Genomic DNA, 24,121 nt, shown 5'->3' on the forward strand with positions numbered 1-24,121 from the left:
GAGGGAGGGAGGGAGGGAGGGAGGGAGGTCGCTTCGGCGCTGAACCGGTTTGACACGTCCGAGTTGAACCGGTTTGACTACCTCCATGGCACACAGGGGTGCGCGGGCGACGATCGCCGACGTGGCGCGCGAGGCGGGCGTGTCCAAGGGCACCGTCTCGATGGCGCTCACCGGCCGCGGCCGCGTCGCCCCGGGCACCCGGGAGAAGGTTCTCGAGGTGGCCCAGCGCCTCGACTGGGTGCCCAGCGCCCGCGCCCGCAGCCTGTCCACCGACCGCGCCGACGCCCTCGGGCTGGTGCTGGCCCGCGAGCCCGAGCACCTGGGCGCAGACCCGTTCTTCGCCCCGTTCATCGCCGGCGTCGAGGCGGCGCTGTCCCCGCGCGGGCAGGCACTCGTGCTGCACGTCGTGACCACGCCGGCCGAGGAGCGCGAGGCCTACCGCCGCCTGGCCGCCGGCCGCGTCGACGGGGCCCTGCTCACGGACCTCCGCGTCGACGACGAGCGCCCCGCGCTGCTCGCCGACCTCGGCCTGCCGGCCCTCGCGGTCGGCCACCAGCGCTCCACGACGAGTGCGTCCCCGCTCCCCCAGGTCGCCCTCGACGACCGCACGGGCGTGCGCGCCGCGGTCGACCACCTCGTCGAGCTCGGTCACCGGCGCCTCGCGCACGTGACCGGCTCGCAGCAGCTCGTGCACGGCGTGGACCGGCTCGAGGCGTTCCGCGACGCGGTCGCCGCCCACGGCGCCGCCCTCGACGCTCCGACCGTGCTCGACGGCGACTTCTCCGCCGCGAGCGGAGCCGCCGCCGCCCACCGCTGGCTGGCCGACCGCACGGCGCGCGGCGCGGCCGCTGCACCGACCGCCCTCGTCGTCGCCAACGACCTCATGGCCACCGCCGCGCTCGGCGTGCTCGCGGCGGCCGGCGTCCGCGTCCCGGCCGAGGTGTCGGTGACCGGCTTCGACGACGCGCCGCTCGCCGCCCACCTCTCGCCCCCGCTGACCACGGTGCGCAGCGACGCCGCAGCCTGGGGCCGCGCCGCCGCCGACGCCCTCCTCGACCTGCTCGAGGGCGACGACGACCGCGGACGACCAGCCGCTGTCGCGGACCTCCCCGCCGCCCGGCTCGCCGTCCGAGGCTCCACGGGCGCTCCGCCCACCTGACCAGCACGACCCACCCCACCCACTGCGACCACGACGAGGAGGACGCATGAGGACCAGCGCTCGATGGGGAGCGGTGGCCGCGGCAGTGCTGCTGACCGCGACGACCGCCGCCTGCGGCGGTGGGCAGAGCCCCGGGAACCCGCAGGGACGAGGCCCCATCACCGTCTGGCTGTCCAACAACGAGCAGGAGGTCGCCTGGGGCGAGGCGGAGGTCGAGGCCTGGAACGCCGCCAACCCCGACCAGCAGGTGACCGCCCAGCAGATACCCGCTGGGAAGTCCTCCGAGGAGGTCATCGGCGCAGCCATCGCGGCGGGCACCACGCCCTGCCTCATCTACAACACCTCGCCCGCCGCGGTGCCGCAGTTCGTCAAGCAGGGCGGGCTGGTCCCGCTCGACACCATGCCGGGCGGGGAGGACTACATCACCCAGCGCACCGGCGAAGCCGCTGAGCAGTACCGCTCGCCGGACGGGCACTTCTACCAGCTGCCGTGGAAGTCGAACCCGGTCATGGTGATCTACAACAAGGAGATCTTCGCCGAGGCCGGGCTGGACCCCGACGACCCCCCGCTGTCCACCTACGCCGACGTGCTCGCCGCCTCGGAGGAGATCGTCAGCTCCGGCGCCGCGCCCTCGGCGATCTGGCCCTCGCCGGCCAGCCAGTTCTTCCAGTCCTGGTTCGACCTCTACCCGCTGTACGCCGCCGCGAGCGGCGGCCAGCAGCTGGTGGTGGACGGGACGGCCCAGGTCGACTCGGCGCCGGCCCTGGAGGCAGCGGACTTCTGGCGCCAGATGTACGCGAAGAAGCTGTCCCCGCAGGAGGCGTACACCGGTGACGCCTTCGCCGACGGCAAGGCGGCCATGGCCATGGTCGGCCCGTGGGCGGTGGCGGTCTACGGCAAGGACGTCGACTGGGGCGTCGTCCCCGTCCCCACCCCGAACGGCGAGCCGGCCGACCAGGTCCACACCTTCTCCGACGCCAAGAACGTCTCCCTGCCCGTCGCCTGCCAGAACCAGGCCACCGCGTGGGACTTCCTGCAGTTCTCCACCAGCGCTGACGCCGACCGCGCCCTGCTGACGGAGACCGGGCAGATGCCGATGCGCGCCGACGTCGCGCAGACCTACGCCGACTGGTTCGCCAGCGAGGACGGCAAGCCCTACGCGCCCTTCGCCGCCCAGGCCGCCCGCACCGTGGAGGTGCCCAACGTGAAGAACTCCGTGGAGATCTGGCAGGACGTCCGCAACGCGTGGACGGGCTCGGTGATCTTCGGCGAGGAGCCGGTGGCGTCCGCGATGCGCGACGCGAACGGCGAGGTCCAGCACCTCCTGGAGGTGCCGTGATGAGCGCCCTCACCCCGGCCCGCCCGGGCCCCGCGTCGTCGTCGACCAGCGCGAAGAGACCGACGACGACGAGCGCCTCCGACGGCCGTCCCCCGCGCCGCGGCTCCACGCCGCTCCAGCGGGCCTTCGGCCGCCACCCCATCGGGGTGCTGCTGGCCCTGCCGTACGCGGTGTTCCTCGTGGCGGTGTTCGCCTACCCGGTGGTGCTCGCCGCGTGGATGAGCGTCCACGACTGGTTCTTCGCCGCGCCCGGTGTGGAGGTCTCCCACCCGTTCGTCGGCTTCGAGAACTACCGCCAGGTGCTCACCGACCCGCAGGTCCACCAGGCGTTCCTCAACATCGGCGTCTTCCTCGTCATCAACGTGCCGCTCACCGTCGCCCTGGCGCTGGTGCTCGCGGTGGCGCTGAACCGCGCTGCCCGCGGCCGGACGTTCTTCCGGGTGGCGTTCTACGTGCCGTACGTGACGGCGAGCGTGGCGCTGGTGGGGGTCTGGCTGTTCCTGCTGGGCGGTGACGGGGTGGTCAACTCCCTGCTCGGCCCGCTCGCGCCGGACCCGTCGTGGCTGGTCAACAGCTCTCTCGCCATGCCGAGCATCGCCGGTTTCGTGGCGTGGAAGCAGCTGGGGTTCTTCGTGCTGCTCTACCTCGCGGCGCTGCAGAACGTCAGCAAGGACCTCTACGAGGCCGCCTCGATGGACGGCGCCGGCCGCATCCGGCAGTTCTTCACCGTGACCGTGCCGGGCGTGCGGACGACGACCGCCCTGGTGGTCATCCTCGCCGTCATCACCGGCGCCAACCTCTTCACCGAGCCCTACCTGCTCACCGGCGGCGGTGGCCCGGACGGCGCGTCGACGTCGCCGGTGCTGCTCATGTACCAGCTGGGCATCGAGCAGGGGAACCCCGACACCGCCTCCGCCCTGGGCATCGTGCTCGTGGTCGTGGTCGGGCTGCTGGTCCTCGTCAACCGCCGACTGCTGAGGAGCGAGTCGTGAGCGCCACCACCCCCGTCCGTGATCATGGGCGACCGGCCACCCCGGCCGAGGCCGACGCGCGACCGCGGCGCAGCGGCGGGGCGTCGCGCTGGGTGGTGCCCACCGTCCTGACGCTCGGGGCGCTGGCGTTCCTGCTGCCCTTCTACCTCATGGTGATCGGCTCGCTGCAGGCCGAGCCCGACACCTCCATCAGCGGCCTGGTGCCCAGCGGTGGCCTGACCACGCAGAACTACGCCAACATCGACGGCTCCATCGACCTGTGGCGCACGCTGCTCAACTCCGGCGTCATCACCGGTGGCGCGGTCGTCGGCACGCTCGTCTTCGGCGTGCTGGCCGGGTACGCCCTCGCCGTCCTGCACTTCCGCGGCCGCGGCACGCTGTTCGCGATGGTGCTGCTGGTGCAGGTCATCCCGTTCCAGCTGCTCACCATCCCGCTGTACGTGCTCACGGTGCGCACCTACGGGCTGGCCGACAACTACCTCGGCATGGTGCTGCCGTTCCTCATCAACACCACGGCGGTGTTCGTCTTCCGGCAGTTCTTCCTGCAGCTCCCGCCCGACCTGTTCTCCGCCGCGCGCATCGACGGCGCCTCGGAGCTGCGGGTGCTCTGGTCGGTGGCCCTGCCGCTGGTCCGCCCGGCGCTGCTGACCGTGGTGCTGCTGACGTTCATCGGTCCCTGGAACGAGTTCCTCTGGCCGTTCCTCGTCACCAAGGAAGCGTCGATGCAGCCGCTCGCCGTGGCGCTGGCCAACTACCAGGCGAACGTCGCCGCCACCACGTCCAACCCCTACGGCGCCGTGCTCGCCGGCTCGGTGGTGCTGGCCGCCCCCGCGGTGGGGCTGTTCCTCGTGTTCCAGCGGCACTTCACCGCCACCAACCTCTCCGCGGGAGTCAAAGGATGACCACCACGACCACCACCACCACGAGGACGACGACGCGGGCCGTCGCGGTGGCCGCCGCGCTGCTGCTCGGGGGCGCGTGCCTGGCGGTGCCCGCGAGCGCCGCGCCGGCGGAGCTCGGCCCCGCCGCCGGGGGCCAGGCCGCGAAGCCGACCCCCGCAGCGGGACAGCGGCTGGCGAACACCGGCCACCTGACCACGCTCACCACGCGCGTGGCCCCGCCGGCGCAGGCCGGTCACACCACGTACCGGCTGGCGGAGGAGCCGCAGGTCGGGGTGCTCTGGACGTACGCCGAGCCCTCGCAGGCGTCGGGGGGCGCCCGCCCGGGTGTGACGAGCAAGGACGGCTGGGACCTCATCGGCGGCGGCACCTACGACGCCGCCACGGGTGACTGGACGCAGGGCGCCTTCAACGCCGACGACGTCACCCGCGCCGCCGTCGCCTTCACCCGCCACTGGCAGGCCACCGGAGACGCGGCGAGCCGCGAGCAGGCGTACCAGCTGCTGCGCGGGACCACCTACCTGCAGACGACCGAGGGCCCGAACGCCGGGAACGTCGTCCTGTGGATGCAGCCGGACGGCGAGCTGAACCGCAGCGCGGAGCCGGTGGAGCTGCCGGACCCGAGCGACTCCGCGGAGTCGTACTGGCTGGCGCGCACGGTGTGGGCGCTGGGCGAGGGGTACGCGGCGTTCGCCGCCTCCGACGCGCCCGGCGACCGCGAGTTCGCGGCGTTCCTGGCGCAGCGGATGTCGCTGTCGCTCGACGCGCTGCAGCGCCAGAGCCTGGGGAAGCACGGGAAGTGGCAGGTCTCCGACGGCGACCGGGTGCCCGGCTGGCTCATCACCGGAGGCGCGGACGCGACGAGCGAGGCCGTGCTCGGGCTGGCGTCGTTCGTGGGCGCTGGGGGTCGGGCCTCCGATCCCGCCGTCGTCGAGAGGGCCAGGGCGGCGCTTCGGGCGTACGCCGAGGGCATCGCCGCCATGGGGACGCCGCCCACCACCGACGTCACGACCCGCGGCCGCGGCATGGCGGCGCCGACCTACCCGTTCGGCGCGGTGCTGCCGTGGACGCAGTCCCGGTCGCAGTGGCACGCGTGGGGCGCGCAGATGCCGGCGGCGCTCGCCGAGGCCTCCGACGTGCTCGGAGACCCGGCGCTGCTCTCCCCCGCCGTGGACGACACGACGGTGTTCACTCCGCTGCTGCTCGCCTCCGGCGGGCCGGACGACTCCTGGGCCCCGGCGCCGGTGGACCGGTCGCAGATCGCGTACGGGGCTGACGCGCGGCTGGCCTCGGTGCTCGCCGTCGCCGACGAGACGGGCGACCGGAAGCTCGGCACGCAGCTGGCCGGCGCTGCAGGGGCGTGGTTCTTCGGGGCCAACCCGGCGGGCGTGCCCGTCTACGACCCGACGACCGGTGTCACCAACGACGGCATCAACGCGGACCGCTCCGTGAACGAGAACTCCGGGGCCGAGTCGACCATCCACGGCTTGCTCGCGGCGCTCGCGCTCGACGAGCACCCGCAGGCGAAGGCCATCGCCACGCAGCAGACGCGCATCGCCACGAGCGACGGGCTGCAGGTGGTGGAGGGCGAGTCCGGCACCGGAGCGGGCAGCGTCGTCACGCTGCCGGAGGGCGAGGCGTGGACCGGGGAGGCGCAGTGGTCCGGCGGCGCCTACCGCTCGCTGCCGCCCGGTGCCGCCACCCAGCTGGCCCTGCCGGCAGCGGGCGGTCCTGGGCCGCGGTGGGCGTCCGTCGTCGTCGACCTGGCCACCGCGCCGGGTGCACCGGCGCCGAGGCTCACCGTGGCCGCCCTGGACACGAAGACCGGGACGACGACGGCGCTCGGCGACGTCGACGTCCGTGGCGTCGAGCAGGGGATCTCCGCCGGGCCCGGCTCGCTGCGGGCGCTGCCGCTGGGCGTGCCTCTGCCGAAGGGCGCCGACGCGCTGGTGGTGACCTCCAGCGGAGCCGCGGCCGGTGGGCCGGCGTCGCTGGACGCCGTCCTCGTGGTGCCGCAGACGCCGTCCCTGACCCTGACCACCCCCGACGGGAAGCGCTCGACCACCGTCAGCGCCTCCCCCACCCGCTGACCAGGCCTGACCGCAGACCGAGAGGAACCGACACCGATGACCGCGACCTTCCCCCTGGGCCCGTTCACCCCGCACGCCTCCAACCCGATCCTGTCCCCGCGCGGGACCACGTGGGAGTCGGGCAGCGTCTACAACCCGGCGGCGCTCGTCGTCGACGGGTTCGAGGGCGCCGAGGGCTCCGAGGTGGTGCTGCTCTACCGCGCCCACGCCGACGACGTGGTCAGCCACGTGGGGCTCGCCCGCAGCCGCGACGGCGTGCACTTCACGTGCGACCCCGACCCGGTGTTCTCCCCCGCCGAGCCCCACGAGGTGCACGGCGTGGAGGACCCGCGCGTCACCGAGGTGGACGGCACGTACTACCTCACCTACAGCGCCTACGACGGCGAGCGCGCCCTGCTGTGCCTGGCCACCTCTACCGACCTGCGCACCTGGGAGCGCCACGGCGTGGTGCTGCCCGAGCTCAACAGCTTCGCCGGGCACGAGGGCGGCCCGACCGGCCCGTGGACCAAGGCCGGCGGCATCCTGCCGGTGCAGGTGGACGGTCGCTGGCTCATGTACGTGGGCGAGGGCTCGATCTACCTCGCCGAGTCCGACGACCTCCTCCACTGGCGGCTCGTGTCGGAGGAGCCCGTGCTCGAGCCGGAGCCGGGCACGTGGTCGGAGTTCCTCGTGGAGGTCGGGCCGCCGCCGGTGCTGCTCGACAACGGGCTCATCTGCCTGGTCTACAACGCCGCGGTGAAGCTGCCCGAGGGCGGCGTGCGCTACGTGTGCGGGCAGGCGCTGTTCGACCCGGCGGACCCGACCCGCGTGGTGGCCGAGCTCGACCACCCGTGGCTGGAGCCGCGCACCGCCGAGGAGCAGCACGGGTTGGTCTCCAACGTGACGTTCGTGGAGGGGCTCGTGCAGTTCCAGGGCTCGTGGTTCGCCTACTACGGGCAGTCCGACTCCACGCTCGGCGTGGCCGTCGCGCCCGCTGGGGAGCGCTTCGGCGGGTCCTCGCTGCCGATGACGTCGCAGCAGCGCACGGTGCTCGCCAGCGCCTGAACCCTCCACTCACCGGTGTCGCCCGGGAGTGCGGGACGACGACGTCGAAGGGTGTGGTCGTCGCGCTGCCGAGGTCGGGTCCCCGCTGAGATCGCCCCACTGGACGGCGGCGCCAGCGCCGCGTCCGCCTGTCCTCCTGTCCGCCTGCGATGACTCGTGGGCGCAGCCGGGGTCTGCACCTGGAGATGCCGCCGCGCAGGAGGAGCGACCCGTGGACGAGGAGCAGCCCCACCGTCGGAGCAGCCCGACCGAGCCGGACCGCGAGGAGCGCAGCGCGTTGCTGCACTTCCTGACGGCGAACCGCGCCGCCGCGGTCTCCGTCGTCTCAGGGCTCACCGAGGACCAGGCGCGGCGCGCGGTCCTGCCCAGCGGCTGGTCGGTGTTGGACATGCTGGTCCACCTCGCCGGTGTGGAGCGCCACTGGTTCCTGCTGGCGGTCTCCGGTGACCGCACCGACACCCCGGCCTGGTCGGAGCCGGTCGAGGACCTGGCGGGGGCGGTGGCCGCCTACCGGGCGGAGTGGCGCCGCTCGGACGCGCTGCTGGCCGGCGCGCACCTGGACGACGCGGTCGCCGTCCAGCCCGGACAGCTGCGCGGGGAGGTGAGCACCGTGCGCGGCGTGCTGCTGCACGTCGTCGAGGAGACGGCGCGGCACGCGGGCCACCTGGACGTCGTCAGGGAGCTCCTCGACGGGCGCACGGGGCTGGGGCCTCGCTGAGCGTCCCAGGGGCCGAGCCGTCCGAGCGGGCTTCGAGTGGGCACCGGCGCCCGGGTTGCGACAGTCTCGGGAGCAGCACCAGGACCGGCACCGGGACCGGGCACCTCGCCCCCTGTGGTCGGAGGCGCCTGCGGGGGCCGTGGCGCCGACGAGGTGCCGGGACGACGGGAAGAGGTGGCCGTGAGCGAGCCCGCACGCGTGCTCGACGACCGCTACGAGATGGGCGAGCTCCTGGGGCGCGGCGGCATGGCCGTGGTCCACGCCGGTCGCGACCAGCGCCTGGGCCGCCGGGTCGCCATCAAGCTGCTGCGCCCGGACGTGGCGCGTGACCCCGTCTTCCAGGCGCGCTTCCGCCGCGAGGCGCAGTCGGCGGCCCTGCTGAACCACCCGGCGATCGTCACCGTCCACGACACCGGCGAGGACGTCCGCACCGAGCCGGACGGCACCGAGGTGCACACGCCCTACATCGTCATGGAGCACGTGCCGGGCCGCACCGCGCGCGAGCTGCTCGACGAGGCCGCCGAGGCCGGTGGGGCCGGGCTGGGCACCCAGCGCGCCGTGGAGATCACCGCCGGGGTCCTCACCGCGCTTGAGGCCGCCCACGACGCCGGCATCGTCCACCGCGACATCAAGCCCGCCAACGTCATGGTCACGCCGTCGGGCGGCGTCAAGGTCATGGACTTCGGCATCGCCCGCGCCGTCGCCGACTCCTCGGCCACCATGACCCAGACCAGCGCCGTCATCGGCACCGCGCAGTACCTCTCCCCCGAGCAGGTGCGCGGGGAGCTGGTCGACGCCCGCAGCGACCTGTACTCCACCGGGTGCCTGCTGCACGAGCTGCTGGTGGGCCGCCCGCCGTTCGTCGGAGAGTCGCCCGTGGCGGTGGCCTACCAGCACGTCGGGGAGCTGCCGGCGCCGCCGAGCCAGTACGACCCCGCCGTCAGCGACGAGCTGGACCGGGTGGTGCTCAAGGCGCTGTCCAAGCAGCGCGAGGACAGGTGCGCCGACGCCGGGGACTTCCGCGAGGAGCTGCTCGCCGCCCGGGCGCGGGGCGCGGCGCTCGCGCCGGCCGCCGCCGTGGTGGCCCCGCCCGCCGCACACCCGCGGACGTCCACCGCTGCCGCAGCTGGCCTGACCGGGCGGCTGCCCGTCCGCCACCGGCCGCACCGCCGCGGCCGCAGGGCGGTGGCGCTCGTGGTGGCGACGATCGCGGTCGTGCTGGCGCTCGGCGGCTGGCTGCCGAGCCGGGGGACGCAGGGGACGACGGGTCAGGCGCTGCTCACCGACCCGCAGGCCGCGGACCAGGTGACAGCCCGCACGCCCGCGGTGCTGGCCCTCTCCGCCGGCCCCTCGGCCACCACCGTCCCCGAGGTCGCCGGCATGACCCAGGAGCGCGCGGCCGCCGCCCTGGCCGCCGCCGGGCTGGCGCTGGGACCGGTGTCCCCGCAGGACGTCACGGGAGCCGCGGCCGGCACCGTGGTCTCGAGCACGCCGGCGCGGGGCGCCTCCGTGGCGCCGGGGAGCTCCGTCGCGCTCGTGGTCGCGAGCGGTCGTGCGGCGCCGGACGGCAGCGGACAGGCGCCCGAGACCGCGGCGCCCTCGGCCACGGCGACCGCGTCCGCGTCCGCCCGCCAGGTGTCGGCCACAGCTCCTGCCGGCGGGTCGGCGCCGGCTGCGGGAGCTGCCAGCTCGTCACCGGAGGCAGCCGGGACCACCGAGCAGCAGCCCGGTGACGAGCAGGTGGCGAGTCGAGACCCGGGCGAGGACCAGCAGCCCGCCCAGCCCGCCCGGCCCGCGTCGCCGCAGCCGGCCCAGCAGCCTGTCCAGACCCCGGCCCAGACCCCGGGCCCGGGCACCGGCCCGGGTGGTGAGCAGCAGGGCCAGCATCACGACAAGGGCCAGGGCCCGGGTCAGGACAAGGGCCAGGTCAAGGGCCAGGGTCAGGACAAGGCACAGCAGGCGGGCGGGGGCAAGGGCCAGGCACCCGGGCAGCAGGGCTGACCGCAGCTCACCGCGCGCCGGTGGTGGCCGCGCCGAGGTCGAGCACGGCGCCGCACCGGTCCACCCCCTCGGACCGGTGCGTGAGCAGCAGCACGCTGGGCCGCTCGCCGTCGTCGTCCTCGTCCCCCAGCAGGTCGGCGACGAGGGCCCGGGCGGTCGGCTCGTCCAGGCCCTCGGTCGGCTCGTCCAGCACGAGGACGTCGGGGCGGGGCAGCAGCGCCCGGGCCGCCGCCAACCGGCGCCGCTCGCCGCCGCTGACGGTGGAGCCGCCGTCGCCGAGCCAGGTGTCCAGGCCGTCGGGGAGGCGGGCGAGCCAGTCGCCGAGGCGGACGCGATGGAGCACCGCGACGAGCTCCTCGTCCGTGGCCTCCGGCGCGGCCAGGGCCAGGTTGGCGCGCAGCGTGGTGGCGAAGAGGTGCTCGGTGGCCTCGCTGACCAGACCGACGCGGCGGCGGACGGCGGCCGCGTCGAGGGTGCGGACGTCTGCACCTGCGAGGGCCACCGTGCCGCCGCGCGGGTCGAGCAGGCGGGCGACCACGGCGCCGAGCGTCGACTTGCCCGAGCCGGACGGGCCGAGCACCGCGACCCGCTCGCCGGGCGCGAGGTCCAGGTCGAGCCCGTCCAGCGCGGGCGGGCGCTCCGGGTCCCACCCGGCGACGAGCCCGCGCACGGACAGCACGGCGCGCGCCGCCACCGCCGAGGGCAGCCCGGCCGGCTCGGCGACGGACGGGCGCTGCGCGGCCACCGCCGCCAGCCGGCGCACCGCCGCGCGGGACCGCTCGCGCGCCACGGCGGCGTCCACGAGCCCGAGCACCGGCTCTCCCAGCGCGAGGGCCACGAGGACGACGACGGCGGCGCCCTCCGCGCCGATCCCGCCGGAGGTGGCGGCGGCCAGCGCACCGGCCGCGGCGCCGACCACGGCCAGCCCGGTGCCGGCGTGCGCCACGGCCGTGGCGGTGCCCGAGGAGCCGGCGGCGCGGACCTCGGCGGCGGCCAGCTCCCGGCCGCGGGAGCGGGGCACGGCGAGGGCGGTCCGCGCACCGGCGGTGGCGGCCCGGGCGGCGAGCTCGTCGACGGCGTCGACGGTCTCCACGGCGGCGTCCGCGAGCGCTGAGCGCTCAGCGGCGAGGTCGGCGTCGGTGGCGCGGGCGGCGCGAGCGGCGAGGGCCGGTGCGGCCACCGCCGCGACGGCGAACCCCACGGCCGCGCCGACCGCGGCCAGCGGGGCGAGCACGGCGACCATCCCGAGGACGACGACGACCGCCGCCAGCGCTGCGGCCGCGGGGAGCCGCCCGCGCAGCAGCCCGTCGAGGCGCGCGTCGACGTCCCCCACGAGGCGGGTGAGCAGGTCGCCGCGGCGCAGCAGGCCCGGGCCGGGGACGCGCGGGACCAGGTCGGCGAGGACCTGGGAGCGCCAGCCGGCGAGGCGGCGCAGGGCGACCTCGTGCGAGGCGAGGCGCTCGAGGTAGCGCAGCAGCGGCCTGGCCACGGCGCTGCCGCGGACGGTGACGACGGCCGCGGACAGCGTCAGCACCGGCGGCAGGGCGGAGGCGCGCACCAGCAGCCAGGTGGCGGCGGCGGTCAGCGCGGCGCCGGCCAGCCAGGAGGCGGTGCCGAGCACGACGGCGGTGCCGGGACGGCGGCCGGCCGCGCGGAAGAGCCGCCCCCACCACCCCGGGCCCGCGACCACCTCACCGTGGTCATGGACCTCCCGAGCAGTGCCCGAGGCACTGTTCCCGTCGTCCATGACCACGGACGGAGAGGTGGTGGCCGAGCCGTCAGCAGCGGGGGGCGCGACCTCGACGGTCCTGTCGACGGCGGCGATCAGCGCGGGGCGGTGCGCGGCCACGAGCACGGCGCTGCCGGCGTCAGCGGCGGCGCGCAGCGCCGCCACCACGCGCGCCTCGGAGGCGGCGTCGAGGTGGGCCGTCGGCTCGTCGAGCAGCAGCACCGCAGGGCCCCGGCCCGCGGTGCGCAGCACCCTGGCCAGCGCCAGGCGCTGGCGCTGCCCGGTGGACAGGCCCGCCGCGCGCTCCCCGACCGGCGTGCCCAGGCCGGCGGGCAGCGCCTCCACCTCGGCGCGCAGGCCGACCAGGTCGAGCGCCGCCAGCAGCTCGTCGTCAGCGGGCGCGCTCGAGGGGACAGGCGCGTCGTCGTCCTCGGCGAGCTCGCCGGGCAGCTCCTCGTCGCGCAGGAGCGCCTCGCGCACGGTGCGGGCGTGGGGCAGCAGGGGGTCCTGGGTGAGCAGCAGCGCCCGACCCGCCACCTCGACGCTGCCTGCCGTCAGCGGCTGCACGCCGGCGAGCGCGCGCAGCAGCGTGGTCTTGCCGGCGCCGGACGGGCCCCGCAGCGCGACCAGCTCGCCACCGCGGACCGCGACGCCGCCCAGCGCCAGCGCGTCGACGGAGCGGCCGGCGTGCCGCACGCGCAGCCCGGAGCCGCTCACCGACGGTGGCTCTCCGGTGACGCGCGTGGCCGGCTGCCCATGATCACGGACGGAGGGGGACGGGGACGTGAGGACGGCGTCGACCTCGGCCACCACGGCGGCGGCGTCGGCGGCGGCGTGGAAGCGGGCACCCACCTCCCGCAGCGGCCGGTAGGCCTCCGGCGCCAGGAGGATCACCAGCAGCGCGGGGGCCAGCGGCATCGACCCGTCGGCCACGCGCAGCCCGGTCTCCACCGCCACCAGCCCCACGGACAGGGTGCCGACCAGGTCGAGCGCGGTGGAGGACAGGAACGCCACGCGCAGCACCCGCAGGGTCGCCTCGCGGTGGCGCTCGGTGGTGGCTGCCACCTCGCCGACCTGCCGCTGCGCCCGGCCGTGGACCCGCAGCAGCGCCAACCCGCGCACGACGTCGAGGAAGTGCCCGGCCAGCCGCGCCCCCTCCTGCACGCGCTCGGCGGCCCGGCGCTGGGTGGCCCAGCCGATGAGGACCGCGAAGACGGGCACCAGCGGCAGCGTCACCAGCACGAGCAGCGCGGAGCGCCAGTCGACGGCCAGCACCGCCAGCACGACCACCGGCGGCATGAGCACGCCCACCACCAGCGAGGGCAGGTACCCGGAGAACCAGGGGCGCAGCGCGTCGAGCCCGGCCGCCGCTCCACCGGCGCTGCCGCCGGGGCCGCTCGTCGCCGCCACGAGCGCGCGCAGCCGCCCAGCCCCGTGGGAGGCGACCCACGCCGGCCCTCGCTGCAGCGCGGCCTCGAGCACGCGGGTGCGCAGCTCCTCCACGGCGAGCGACCCGGCGCGCGCGGACAGGACGGACTCGGCGCGCGCGAGCAGCGCCCGGGCGGCGAAGGCCGCGGCGACCACCGCGAGCAGCACGCCCGTCCCGGGCACCCAGGAGGGCAGGCCGTACCCGGCCGGCGACGTCACGGCCCCGCCGCGCGCGGCCTGCACGAGGGACACGACGACGCCGGTGACCGACGCCGCCACGAGCAGCGTGACCACCACCTGCGCCGCTCCCACCAGCACGAGGCCGGCCACGGGGCGGCGGGCGGCGCGGGCGTGGCGCAGCAGCCGCGGGTCGACGGGACCGCGGCTGCTGCGTGGGGCGCTGGGGTGGCGATCGCCCATGATCACGAGGACCTCAGGCGGTGGCGACCCGCTCGCTGGCCACGCGGCGACGGAACACCCAGTACGACCACACCTGGTAGACCACCACACCCGGCACGGCCACCGCACCGAAGGCGGTGATGAGCCCCAGCGCGGCCGGCGTGGCCGCCGCCGACTCCCTGGTCAGCGCCCACGCGGGGTCGAGGGTGCTGGGCAGCACCACGTCACCGTTCGCCAGCAGGACGGCGACGACGACGCCGGCCACGAGCAGCGACGCCACGGTGAACGCCGCGCCCTCACGGCGCAGGCGGGTGGCCACGGCCACCGCCGCAGCGGCCGCGGCCACCAGCGCGCCCACCACCACGGTGCCGCGCTGGACGCCCTGCGCCCCGGTCAGCCCGGCGACGGCGACGACGGCGCCCAGCGCCACGACGCCGGCCGCCGCGCCGGCGGCCACGCGGTGGGCCCGGGTGCGCACCGGGCCGGTGGTGCGCAGCGCGAGGAAGGCGGCGCCCAGCAGGAGCGACAGCACCAGGGCGGCGACCGCGCCGAACGCCGCCTCGGGGGTGAGCAGCGGGGCGACGGAGCGGGCGAGGCCGGCGGCCAGCCCCGGTCCGGCGACCACCTCGCCGTCCGCGCCGAGCGCCAGTCCGCGCACGAACACCGACAGCAGCGCGCCCCACAGCGCCACCACCCCGGCCGAGCACAGCGCGAGGACCACCTCGCAGCGGCGGCGCCAGCGCGGGTCGGAGTGCTTGGAGCGGAACTCCAGCGCCACGCCGCGCCCGGCGAGGAGCAGCAGCACCCCGACCATCGGCAGGTAGGTGCCGCTGAGCAGGGAGGCGTACCAGGCGGGGAAGGCGGCGTAGGTGACGCCGACCGCGGCGACCAGCCAGACCTCGTTGCCGTCCCAGAACGGGCCGATGGTCTTCAGGGCGGCGCCGCGCTCGTGCTCGTCGCGCCCCACGAGGGGCGCGAGCACGCCGACGCCGAAGTCGAAGCCCTCGAGGGTGAAGAACAGCACCCAGCACAGGACGACGACGGCGAACCAGACGGTCACGAGGTCCACGGGTCAGGCTCTCCCAGTCAGCGGGGTGGTCGGGTCAGTAGGTGGGGACGGCCACGCGCGGTGCCGCCGCGGGGGCGGGCTCGGCGGCGCCCTCGCCGTCGTCGTCCTGAGCGGGACGGGCGGTGGTGGGGCGGGAGGCGGGGTCCGCGAGGTCCTGGGCGACGAGGTGCTTGACCAGCCGGAGCCAGACGACGGCGAGGACGCCGTAGACCGCGGTGAACGCCGCGAGGCCCAGCCACGCCTCACCGGCGGTGAGGCCCGGCGAGACGCCGTCCTCGGTGAGCGTCAGCCCGAACGCCAGCCAGGGCTGGCGGGCGGTCTCGGTGAAGACCCACCCGGCGGTGCCGGCAGCGGCGGGCAGCAGCGGCAGCGTCGGCAGCATGCGCAGCGAGAGCTGCACGAGCGGGCGCGGGAAGAGCCGCTGGCTCATGAACGGCAGGGCGCTGGCCTTGGGCTCGCGGGGGTCGAGGCCCTTGCGGGTGAGCCACAGGTAGACGCCGGCGACGAGCGCGGAGAGCAGGCCGATCGTGATCATCGCGCGGAAGGACCAGTAGGCCAGCGGGATCACGGGCACGTAGTCGCCCGGACCGTAGGTCGCCGTGTACTGGGCCTGCAGGTCGTCGATGCCCTGCACCGTGGAGCCGAACTCGCCGGTGGCCAGGAAGGACAGCAGGTACGGCACCTCGAGGCTGAAGACCGGGCGCGAGCCGTCGAGGTTGCCGATGGTGAGCAGGCTGAACGGCGCGCCGGTGGTGGTGGCGTAGAGCGCCTCGGCGGCGGCCATCTTCATGGGCTGCACCGACGTCATGACCTTGCCGAGCACGTCACCGGTGAGGGCGGTGGCCAGGCCGCCGGCCACGGTGGTCCACGCGCCGAGCCGGGCGAGGCCGGCGAAGGCGCGCTGGTCGGGGTCGACGGCGCGGGCCTCGGGCGACCCGGCGGCACCGGCGGGCGCGGGCCCGATCCAGCGGCGCCAGGAGCCGACGGACAGCAGCAGCGCCCCGCCGAGCATCGCCGCGCCCGCGATGGTGTGCGGGAAGGTCGCGAGCAGCACGGGGTTGGTCATGAGCTCGGCGAAGCTCGACAGGTGCGCCCGGCCGGTGGTCGGGTCCAGCGCGTAGGCGACCGGGTGCTGCATGAAGGAGTTGGCGCCGAGGATGACGTAGGCGCTGATCAGGGTGCCGACGGCGACCACCCAGATGGTGGCGAGGTGCACCAGCCGCGGCAGGCGGTCCCACCCGAAGAACCACAGGCCCAGGAACGTCGCCTCGAGGAAGAAGGCGAGCATGCCCTCGATGGCGAGGGTGGGGCCGAAGACGTCGCCGTAGAAGCGCGCGAAGGCGCTCCAGCCCATGCCGAACTGGAACTCCTGCACCAGGCCGGTCACCACGCCCACGGCGAAGGTGACGAGCAGCAGCTTGCCGGTGAACAGGGTGGAGCGCCGCAGCCGCTGGGCGCGCGCGGGGTCCCTGGTCAGCACCGAGGCGGTCTGCAGGCCGGCGGTGAGGCTGGCGAGGCTGATCGACAGGGGCACGAACAGGTAGTGGTAGATCGTCACGACGGCGAACTGGAGGCGGGTGATGTCCACGACGTCCACGGCCTCAATACTACGGCTCGTAGTACTCACCGGCGTAGTACGTGCCGTGTCGTACTCGTCACAGGTCCGGGCTACCATCTCTCCCGTGGCAGCAGCGGGGACGGCGGGAGCCGGCAAGGTCGGTGGCCCGGTGGGCGGCGCGCTCGAGCGCGACGTCATGGCCCGGCTGTGGGCGTCGAGCGAGCCGCTGACGGTCCGCCAGGTGCACGAGGAGCTCCGGTCCACCGGTGACGACCTGGCCTACACCACCGTCATGACGGTGCTGGACCGACTGGCCAAGAAGGGCGTGGTGCGCCAGGAGCGCGACGGCCGGGCCTTCCGCTACTCCCCGGCGCAGACCCGCGAGGAGCTGACCGCGGCCCTCATGCTCGAGGCCCTCGGCTCCGCCCCGGACCCCTCCGCGCGCGACGCCGCGCTCGTGCACTTCGTGGGCCGCGTCGGCCCGCAGGGCGTGGCGGCGCTGCGCGCCGCCCTCGACGCCGCCGGCTGACAGGCCGCCCCGCCCCCCGCGGCCGGCGGCACTGGCAGGCTCGGGTCATGACCGCGTTCGCACTGGGCCTGCTCGGCCTGGTGCTGTCACTGGTGGTGCCCGCGCCCCTGGCGCGCGCCCGCTGGACGGCGGCCACGCCCAACGCCTCGGTGGTGCTCTGGCAGGCGGTGGTGGCGGCGTCGGTGCTGAGCGCCGTCGCCGTCGTCCTCATCGCCCCCGAGGAGATCAGCGGTGCGCTGAGCGCGGGTCCGACGGCGGCGGCGTGGGGGCTGCTCGGGGCGCTGGCGGTGGCGCTGCTCATCGTCACGCGGCTCGTGGTGAGCCTGGTGGGGGTGATGCGGCGCTCGGCCGCGCGGCGCGCCCGGCACCGCGAGCTGCTGGACCTCCTGGACGACGCCGAGCGCAGCGCCGCCCTGGCCAGCGACCTCACGGCCGACCAGCGCCAGCTGCGCGTGCTCGGCGCCCCGCTCCCGCTCGCCTACGGGCTGCCCGGGCGCAGCCCGCGCGTGGTGGTCAGCGACGGCGCGCTGCGCCTGCTCGACACCGCGCAGCTGCGGGCCGTGCTGGCGCACGAGCAGGCCCACCTCGACGCCCGCCACGACGTGGTGCTGGAGTCGTTCGCGGCGTTCCACCGCGCCGTGCCGCGACCGCTGCGCAACGACCGCGCGCTGGGGGCCGTGGAGCTGCTGCTGGAGGCCGCCGCCGACGACGCCGCCCGCCGCCGCTGCGGCGACGCCCCGCTGCGCTCGGCGCTGGAGCTGCTGGGCGGCGCGGTCGACCCCGGTGTGGGAGCGCTGGCCGCCGCCGACACCGAGGCCCACCGCTCCCCCGACGACGACGCCGTCACCGCCCAGCGCGCCCACCGGCTGGCTCGGCTCTCCGCGAGGCCGGCGGCGCGGTGGCGCTCGGCCGGGGTGTACGCGCTGGCCGCCGGGGTGCTCGTGCTGCCGCCGGTGGTGCTCGTGGCCCCCTGGCTCACCGACGCGCTGGTGACCCTCCCGCTCCCCCGCCCGTGATCATGGACGTCCGCCACCCTCCGCGGGTGACCGCGGTCAGGCGAAGTGCGCCTTGGGGATGACGCCGTGCACGCCGACGGTCCGGTCCACCAGCTGCGACACCACGAAGTCGGCCGCCGCCGAGAGGTAGGCGTAGGCGACGGCGCGCTCCACACCCAGCTCCTCCTCGAGGAAGTCCAGCGCGTTGACCACCGCGCGCCGCGCCGCGACGTCGAGGTCGGTCCCCTGCGTCCCGTCCGCGATGCCGTCGGGGTCGGACAGCCCGATCGGCACCCACGCGGCGTCGGTCTCGCCGAAGGGGTAGCGGTGCGCCAGCGCCGGTGCGTCCCCGGAGCCCTTCGTGCACACCGTGAGCCGGAAGGTGGTGCGCAGCGAGCCCTCGACGGCGGTGAGCGCGGCCTCGCCGTCGCCCATCGCGAAGTGCGGGTCGCCGGTGTGGAACAGCGCGCCCTCGGCGGCCACCGGCAGGTAGAAGGTCGACCCCGGGCCGAGGAGGCCGACGTCGATGTTGCCGCCGCCCAGCGTCGGCGGCACCGAGTCCAGCGCCGGGTCCACCAGCCCGCCACCGGCGGGAGCCGGGAACCGCGCGACGCCCATCATCCCCATGAACGGGTCCAGCGGGAACGCGATCCGCCCGCCCGTGCGCGGCATCGTGCCGACCGCCGACCCACCCGGTCCCGCCTCGGCGGGCGTGAAGACCGACACGTTGCCGTACCGCGTCGGGTCACCGGTGGCGCGGCCGTCGGTGCCGACAGGAGGCATGACCTCCTCCAGCGAGATGCCCGCGGGCGCGCCGCCGTCGCGGGTGCGCGCCAGCGCGCCCTTGCCGTGCCGGCTGGAGACCACGCCGTAGGGCACGCGCAGCAGGGCGCTGAGCGTCTCGACCTTCAGCACGTCGCCGGGCTGCGCCCCCTCGACGAACACCGGTCCGGTGACCACGTGCGGACCGTCCACGTCGAACCGCCGCTCGTGGCGGGAGTAGCCGGCGGCGATGGCCACGGCGTCCTCGAGCACCCCCGACGCCGGGACGCCGTGCTCGCCGAACCACGCCACCGGGTCGCGGCCCTGGTCCTCGAGGATCCCCTCGTGGCTGACCGTGTCGACGGTGACGGTCGCGCCGCTGCGCACCTGCAGCACGGGCTCTGCGCCGGCGGCGGGCAGGTAGCCCCAGCGCACGGCGTCGGGCTCCGAGGGCAGGTAGTGCTCCCCGTCGATGCGCCCGGCGCCGGGCTGCAGCGGGGTCTTCGGCACCTCCACCCGCACCCCTCCAGCAGGACCCCCACCTCCCGGACGGCCGCCGCCCGGACCGCCCTTCGCGAACGCGGGCGCCGCGGACCCGAGCAGCCCCCCGCCGGCCCCGAGGGCGGCCGCCGCCGTGAGCAGGCTGCGCCGCCCCAGGCCCCGGCGCAGCAGGTCGGCCGTCTCCGGAGCCGTCGTCCGAGGGGCCGGCTGGGCGCTGAGCGCGTCGTGCTTCACGGTCCCGACCCTGCCGAGGTGCCCGTTTCGTCCGGGTTTCAGCCGGTTTCCCCGCGGTGAAGTTCATGGCCGGGCACCGGACACCTGGCCGTGGGCGTCGCCGTCCCGTGGCGCCCGACGCACCTCCGCAGGCGACCGCGGTCAGTCGCAGCGGGTCGGTCCTGGGCCAGCGCCTCCGCAGGTGACCGCGGTCAGTCCCGTCCAGGCGCCCGTCCTGGGTCGGCGTCTCCTGCGGGGCCGAGGGGGCGCGGGCGCGGTGGTCAGGCGAGCACGTAGTGCTGCAGGTCCCTCAGCGTCTGGTCCATGTGCGACTCCATCGCCGCGCGCGAGGCCGCCGGGTCGCCGCGACGCAGCGCCTCGAGCACCCCGGCGTGCTCCGCGACGGCGTGGACCTGCACCGGCTCGTGCTGGGAGGTCTCGTGCCGCCGGGCGCGCAGCACCGCCGACAGGGGCCCGAGCAGCACCGCCACGAACGGGTTGCCGGAGGCGTGGAGCACCACGTCGTGGAAGGCGATGTCGGCGGCCACGAAGGCCTCCACGTCTCCCCGCTCGTGGGCGGCCCGCATCTGCTCGAGGTGGCGCTCGAGCTCGGCGAGGTCGTCGTCGGTGCGGTGGGTGGCCGCCAGCTCGGCGGCCCCGGTCTCCACCATGCGCCGCAGCTGCAGCAGGTGCAGCGGGGCGTCGGCGCCGCCGCTGCGGTCGTGCACGTGGGCGACGGCGCGGATGGAGGTCCACTGCGCCGCCGGGCGCACCCGGGTGCCGCGGCCGCGCTCGACCTCCACCACGCCCTGCGCCTGCAGCACCTTGAGGGCCTCGCGCAGCGTCAGGCGGCTGACCTCGTGCTCCTCGGCCAGCTCGGACTCCGGGGGAAGCAGCCCGCCGGGAGGGGTGCGGCCGTCGGCGATGCGCTCCAGCAGGGCGGCGACCACCACGTCGACCAGGGACTCGCGCGCCAACCGGACCTCCGTGGGGTGATGGCCTGGCTCGCCACACTAACGACGACGACGCGCGCCGCCCCGGTCAGGAGCGGCGCCGCGGGGACAGCACGCGGACGACGGCGGAGTCGTCCGCCTCCCCCAGCCCCGCCGCCTCCCCCAGCAGGAACAGCTGCTCGGCGGCCGCCGCCACCGGCGCCGCCAGGTGCGCCCGGCGCGCGGCGGCGCCCACGATGCCGAGGTCCTTGACGAAGATGTCCAGCCGGCTGCGCACCTCGGCACCGCCCTCGTCGTGCGCCTGCAGCATCCGCGGACCGCGGTCGCCGAGCATGAACGACCCGGCGGCACCCGCCCCCAGTGCCTCGAGGGTGCGCTCGCGGTCCAGGCCGAGGGCGTCGGCCAGCGCGAGGGCCTCGGCGGCAGCGGCGATGTGCACCCCGCACAGCAGCTGGTTGACGGTCTTGAGCGCCTGCCCGTCGCCGGGGGCGTCGCCGACCACCGTGAGCGTGGAGGCGAGCAGGTCGAGCACGGGCGCCGCCGTCGCCCGCGCCCGCGGGGTGGCGCCGACGACGACGAGCAGGTCGCCCGCGCCCGCGCGGGCCGGTCCGCCGGACAGGGGGGCGTCGACGAGGTCGACGTCGCGCTCGGCGAGGCGCGCGGCCAGCTCCGGGATGCCGTCGGTGCCGACGGTGCTGGTGAGGACGACGGCGGAGCCGGCGCCGAGGTGGCCGGCGATGCCGCCGTCGTCGTCCCCGTCCTCCGCCGGGCCGGTGCCGAAGAGGAGCGCGTCGAGCTGCGCGGCGTCGCGGACGGCCACGAGCACCACGGCCGCGCCGCGGACGGCGTCGGCGGCGCTGCGCGCGGTCTCCACCCCGGCCCGCGCGGCCAGCTCGAGGCGGGCCGGGGAGACGTCGAAGCCGCGCACGGGCAGCGCGGTGGCCAGGCGGGTGGCCATGGGCAGGCCCATGGCGCCCAGGCCGATGACGGCGGTGGCGGGGGTGCTGGTGCTCATCGTCGAGTCCTCCGGATCAGGTGGCGGTCGCTCCCGGAGGTGGCCGGGGGGTCGGGTGGGTCAGGCGGTGTCGTCAGCCGGCGGACAGGGTGCGGACCACGTCGAGCAGGGAGCCGTCGTCGCCGACGTTGCCCGCGAAGACCACGTAGGGGATGCCGGCCGCCGGTCCCTCGACGGGCTCCCACAGCGAGACCAGCCCCGGCAGCAGCGGCCCGCGCACCACGGCGCGGCGGACGCCGAGCCCGTGGCGGGCGACGTCGCTGGAGGTGATGCCGCCCTTGGCCACCACGAACCGCGGCGAGGTCCGCGCGACCACGCCCCGCACCACCTGGACCACGGCGCGCGAGACGGCCACCGCGATGTCGAGGCTGGCGGCGGCGTCCGCGCCGGTGGTGAGCAGCCGTGAGGTGCTGACCACCGCGTCGCCCTCGGCCAGCGCGGCGACGAGGCGGTCCACGACGTCGGCCAGGTGGGGCTCGCGGCGGGCGGGGTCGAGCGCTGCCGCGACGTCCACCTCCACGGTGCCGGCCAGGGCGTGGCCGTCGCGCAGCCGCTCCAGCTGGCGGGTGGTCAGCCCGACGTGGGAGCCGACGACGACGAGCCCGCCGCGCGCGTCCCCCAGCGGGACCTCCGCGCTCGTCAACGGGCGCCGTGGCTCCATGCCCGTACGGGCCCGCACGAACGGAGGGCCGGCCCGGTGCAGGAAGCGGCGCCCCTCGGCGGCCAGCTGCTCCTCGGCCAGGGCGAGCACGCGCAGGTCGTCCTCGCAGGCGGCGTCGACCACCACCGCCTGCCCGCCGCGGGCGCCGCGCAGCACGTCGGCGGCGGCCGCCGGGCCGCGGCGCAGGTCGGCGAGGGTGAGCGCGAGCACGTCCTCGGTCGCGACGGGGGCGGGGCTCCCGGACGCCGCGCTCTTCTCCGCCACCCAGGCGCGCAGGTCGGAGGAGCTGTAGCCGAAGGTGGCGTCGCGGGCGAACTCCGTCTCGCCCACGGGGGTGCAGGTGCCGCCGGTGCACCAGTAGTGGACCGAGTCGACGGTGATGCGGCCGGCGTCGGGGAACGCGGGGACGACGAGCACGGCGTCGGGGACGGGCTCGCCCAGCTCGCGCAGGACGTCGGTGATGGTGTCGGTCTCGAGCGGGTGGTGCCCGCGCAGCGTGCTGTCGCCGCGGGAGACGAAGCCGACGTCCGCGCCGAGGCGGCGGGCGGCGGACACGGCGGCGACCACCACCTCGCGGTCGGTGCGGGCGGCCTCGGCCGGAGACAGGGCGCGCGTGTTGGTGAGCACGTACACGCAGGGCGCGCCCTGCTGCAGGCCCCAGGCGAGGTCGTCCTCGGTCCAGCCGGTGAGCACGGGCACGTCGTGGACGGACTGGGTGCCGGTGGGGTCGTCGTCGAGGACGACGAGCACGCGTCCGGAGGCCGCGACCCGGCCGGCCACGGCCGAGGCCTCGACGGGGTGCTGCGGGTGCCCGGCGGTGAGCTGCTCGGCGGTGACCATCCAGATCGGCTCCTTCGACGTCTGATGTCAGACATGGAACGCTGCCGGTCCCGTGCGCGCAACCCCGCCCACGGGTCAGGGGTGGACGGAGAGCACCTCGAGGGCGTCGCTGAGCAGCACCGCCCCGCCGGTCGCACCGGGCTCCAGGTGGCCTCGGTCGGCCCGTCCCAGCAGCGCCGCCGGGGTGGCCGTCACGGCGGCGAGCGCGTCGGCGAACGGCAGTCCCGCACCCACCGCGCACCGCAGCGCGGCGTCGAGCGTGAGGGTGCTGCCGGCGATCGCCCCCTCCGCGCCGTCCGCGGTCGCCAGCCGCGCGACCCCGCCGACCACCTCGACCGCGAGCCCGCCCAGGTCGTAGCGCCCGTCGCCGCAGCCGGCGGCGGCCATGGCGTCGGTGACGAGCACCCAGCGCCCGCGACCGGCGGACCTCGCCGCGTGCGCGAGCACCAGGGGGTGCAGGTGGACGCCGTCGGCGATGAGCTCCACCACCACGCGCGGGTCGTCGAGGAGCGCGACCACCGGACCGGGGTCGCGGTGGTGCACGGGCGGCATGGCGTTGAACAGGTGCGTGGCCACGCGGGCTCCCGCGTCCACGGCGGCGCGGGCGGTCGCCGCGTCGGCGCCCGTGTGCCCGACCGCCGCCAGCACGCCCGCGCCGGCGAGCCGCCTCACCAGGGCGAGACCGCCGGGCAGCTCGGGCGCCGCGGTGACCATGACCACCGCGCCGGTGGCGAGGAGCGCGTCGACGTCGTCGTCCACCGGAGGCCGCAGCAGCGCCGGCGCGTGCGCGCCGCGGTGCGCCGGGTCGAGCCACGGGCCCTCGAGGTGCACGCCGGCCAGCTCCCCGGAGCGCACCAGCGGCTCCAGCGCCCGCGCGACGGCCACCAGCTCTGCCACCGGCCGCGTCACCAGCGAGGCGACCAGCGTGGTGGTGCCGTGCGCGCGGTGCGTGCGCGCCACGGTCCGCGCGGCCGCCGCCTCGGCGTCCGCGTCGCCTCCAGCGGCGCCGAAGGCCGCCCCTCCCCCGCCGTGGCAGTGCACGTCGACGAAGCCCGGCACCACCCGGTGCCCGTGCTCCTCGCGCTCGGCCGGCGGCGCGGGCTGGAAGGCCGCGCCGACGGCCGTCACCCGGCCGCCGGACAGGTGCACCCAGCCGTCGGTGACGGTGCGCCGCCCCGTGTGGACCTCGCCGCGCAGCAGCGTCGTCGTCGTCGCGGTCCCCACGGC

Annotated in this window: 18 protein-coding genes; 10 read left to right on the top strand and 8 right to left on the bottom strand. The window is 76.4% G+C overall.

Annotation, left to right across the window (positions count from 1 at the left end):
- Nucleotides 1–85: 85 nt before the first annotated feature.
- From FHN55_RS20400 to FHN55_RS20435, 8 genes are all read left to right on the top strand, one after another.
- Nucleotides 86–1,159, top strand: coding sequence for a LacI family DNA-binding transcriptional regulator (locus FHN55_RS20400; RefSeq protein WP_139714251.1), 1,074 nt, complete (start codon nt 86–88; stop codon nt 1,157–1,159).
- A 46-nt stretch (nt 1,160–1,205) separates the two neighbouring features.
- Nucleotides 1,206–2,498, top strand: coding sequence for an extracellular solute-binding protein (locus FHN55_RS20405; RefSeq protein ID WP_139714252.1), 1,293 nt, complete (start codon nt 1,206–1,208; stop codon nt 2,496–2,498).
- The gene (locus tag FHN55_RS20410) at nt 2,498–3,490 is read left to right on the top strand and encodes a carbohydrate ABC transporter permease (RefSeq protein ID WP_139714253.1); all 993 of its coding nucleotides are present in this window, start codon (nt 2,498–2,500) and stop codon (nt 3,488–3,490) included. Before FHN55_RS20405 ends, FHN55_RS20410 begins: the two co-directional genes overlap by 1 nt.
- Nucleotides 3,487–4,392, top strand: a complete 906-nt coding sequence (locus FHN55_RS20415) for a carbohydrate ABC transporter permease (RefSeq protein WP_373995754.1) — start codon at nt 3,487–3,489, stop codon at nt 4,390–4,392. The genes FHN55_RS20410 and FHN55_RS20415 overlap by 4 nt, the downstream gene beginning before the upstream one ends.
- A complete protein-coding gene (locus FHN55_RS20420; RefSeq protein ID WP_139714254.1) occupies nt 4,389–6,479 on the top strand; it encodes a hypothetical protein in 2,091 nt (696 codons plus the stop codon). The genes FHN55_RS20415 and FHN55_RS20420 overlap by 4 nt, the downstream gene beginning before the upstream one ends.
- 36 nt (nt 6,480–6,515) lie before the next feature.
- Complete coding sequence (locus FHN55_RS20425) at nt 6,516–7,523, top strand: glycoside hydrolase family 130 protein (protein ID WP_139714255.1); 1,008 nt, start codon at nt 6,516–6,518, stop codon at nt 7,521–7,523.
- Between the two features lie 211 nt (nt 7,524–7,734).
- The gene (locus FHN55_RS20430; protein ID WP_180357978.1) at nt 7,735–8,241 is read left to right on the top strand and encodes a DinB family protein; all 507 of its coding nucleotides are present in this window, start codon (nt 7,735–7,737) and stop codon (nt 8,239–8,241) included.
- Between the two features lie 180 nt (nt 8,242–8,421).
- On the top strand, nt 8,422–10,242 hold the full coding sequence (locus FHN55_RS20435; RefSeq protein WP_218974870.1) for a protein kinase domain-containing protein: 1,821 nt from the start codon (nt 8,422–8,424) through the stop codon (nt 10,240–10,242).
- 7 nt (nt 10,243–10,249) lie between these two features.
- Here the strand turns inward: FHN55_RS20435 and cydC are convergent, their stop codons facing one another.
- The 3 genes from cydC to FHN55_RS20450 are packed head-to-tail and all read right to left on the bottom strand — an operon-like array spanning nt 10,250 to nt 16,464.
- Nucleotides 10,250–13,819: a thiol reductant ABC exporter subunit CydC gene (gene cydC, locus FHN55_RS20440; protein ID WP_139714281.1), complete on the bottom strand. Its 3,570-nt coding sequence runs from the start codon at nt 13,817–13,819 to the stop codon at nt 10,250–10,252.
- Between the two features lie 13 nt (nt 13,820–13,832).
- Nucleotides 13,833–14,867: a cytochrome d ubiquinol oxidase subunit II gene (gene cydB / locus FHN55_RS20445; protein WP_139714257.1), complete on the bottom strand. Its 1,035-nt coding sequence runs from the start codon at nt 14,865–14,867 to the stop codon at nt 13,833–13,835.
- A gap of 34 nt (nt 14,868–14,901) precedes the next feature.
- Nucleotides 14,902–16,464, bottom strand: coding sequence for a cytochrome ubiquinol oxidase subunit I (locus tag FHN55_RS20450; protein ID WP_139714258.1), 1,563 nt, complete (start codon nt 16,462–16,464; stop codon nt 14,902–14,904).
- Nucleotides 16,465–16,549: 85 nt separating this feature from the next.
- Here FHN55_RS20450 and FHN55_RS23955 point away from each other — a divergent pair, with 85 nt between their 5' ends.
- A complete protein-coding gene (locus FHN55_RS23955; RefSeq protein WP_306821831.1) occupies nt 16,550–16,954 on the top strand; it encodes a BlaI/MecI/CopY family transcriptional regulator in 405 nt (134 codons plus the stop codon).
- A gap of 47 nt (nt 16,955–17,001) precedes the next feature.
- Entirely contained in the window at nt 17,002–17,970 is a 969-nt protein-coding gene (locus FHN55_RS20460) for a M48 family metalloprotease (protein WP_139714260.1), read from the top strand.
- Nucleotides 17,971–18,006: 36 nt separating this feature from the next.
- Here the strand turns inward: FHN55_RS20460 and FHN55_RS20465 are convergent, their stop codons facing one another.
- The 5 genes from FHN55_RS20465 to FHN55_RS20485 form a co-directional block, all read right to left on the bottom strand.
- On the bottom strand, nt 18,007–19,446 hold the full coding sequence (locus tag FHN55_RS20465) for an acetamidase/formamidase family protein (RefSeq protein WP_139714261.1): 1,440 nt from the start codon (nt 19,444–19,446) through the stop codon (nt 18,007–18,009).
- Nucleotides 19,447–19,706: 260 nt separating this feature from the next.
- Nucleotides 19,707–20,402, bottom strand: coding sequence for a FadR/GntR family transcriptional regulator (locus FHN55_RS20470; protein ID WP_139714262.1), 696 nt, complete (start codon nt 20,400–20,402; stop codon nt 19,707–19,709).
- Between the two features lie 64 nt (nt 20,403–20,466).
- The gene (locus tag FHN55_RS20475; RefSeq protein ID WP_139714263.1) at nt 20,467–21,393 is read right to left on the bottom strand and encodes an NAD(P)-dependent oxidoreductase; all 927 of its coding nucleotides are present in this window, start codon (nt 21,391–21,393) and stop codon (nt 20,467–20,469) included.
- Between the two features lie 73 nt (nt 21,394–21,466).
- Nucleotides 21,467–22,894: a four-carbon acid sugar kinase family protein gene (locus FHN55_RS20480; protein ID WP_139714264.1), complete on the bottom strand. Its 1,428-nt coding sequence runs from the start codon at nt 22,892–22,894 to the stop codon at nt 21,467–21,469.
- A 75-nt stretch (nt 22,895–22,969) separates the two neighbouring features.
- Nucleotides 22,970–24,118: an N-acetylglucosamine-6-phosphate deacetylase gene (locus tag FHN55_RS20485; RefSeq protein WP_139714265.1), complete on the bottom strand. Its 1,149-nt coding sequence runs from the start codon at nt 24,116–24,118 to the stop codon at nt 22,970–22,972.
- Nucleotides 24,119–24,121 lie beyond the last annotated feature (3 nt).

This window comes from Streptomyces sp. NP160, from assembly GCF_006335115.1.
GTDB lineage: Bacteria > Actinomycetota > Actinomycetes > Actinomycetales > Quadrisphaeraceae > Quadrisphaera.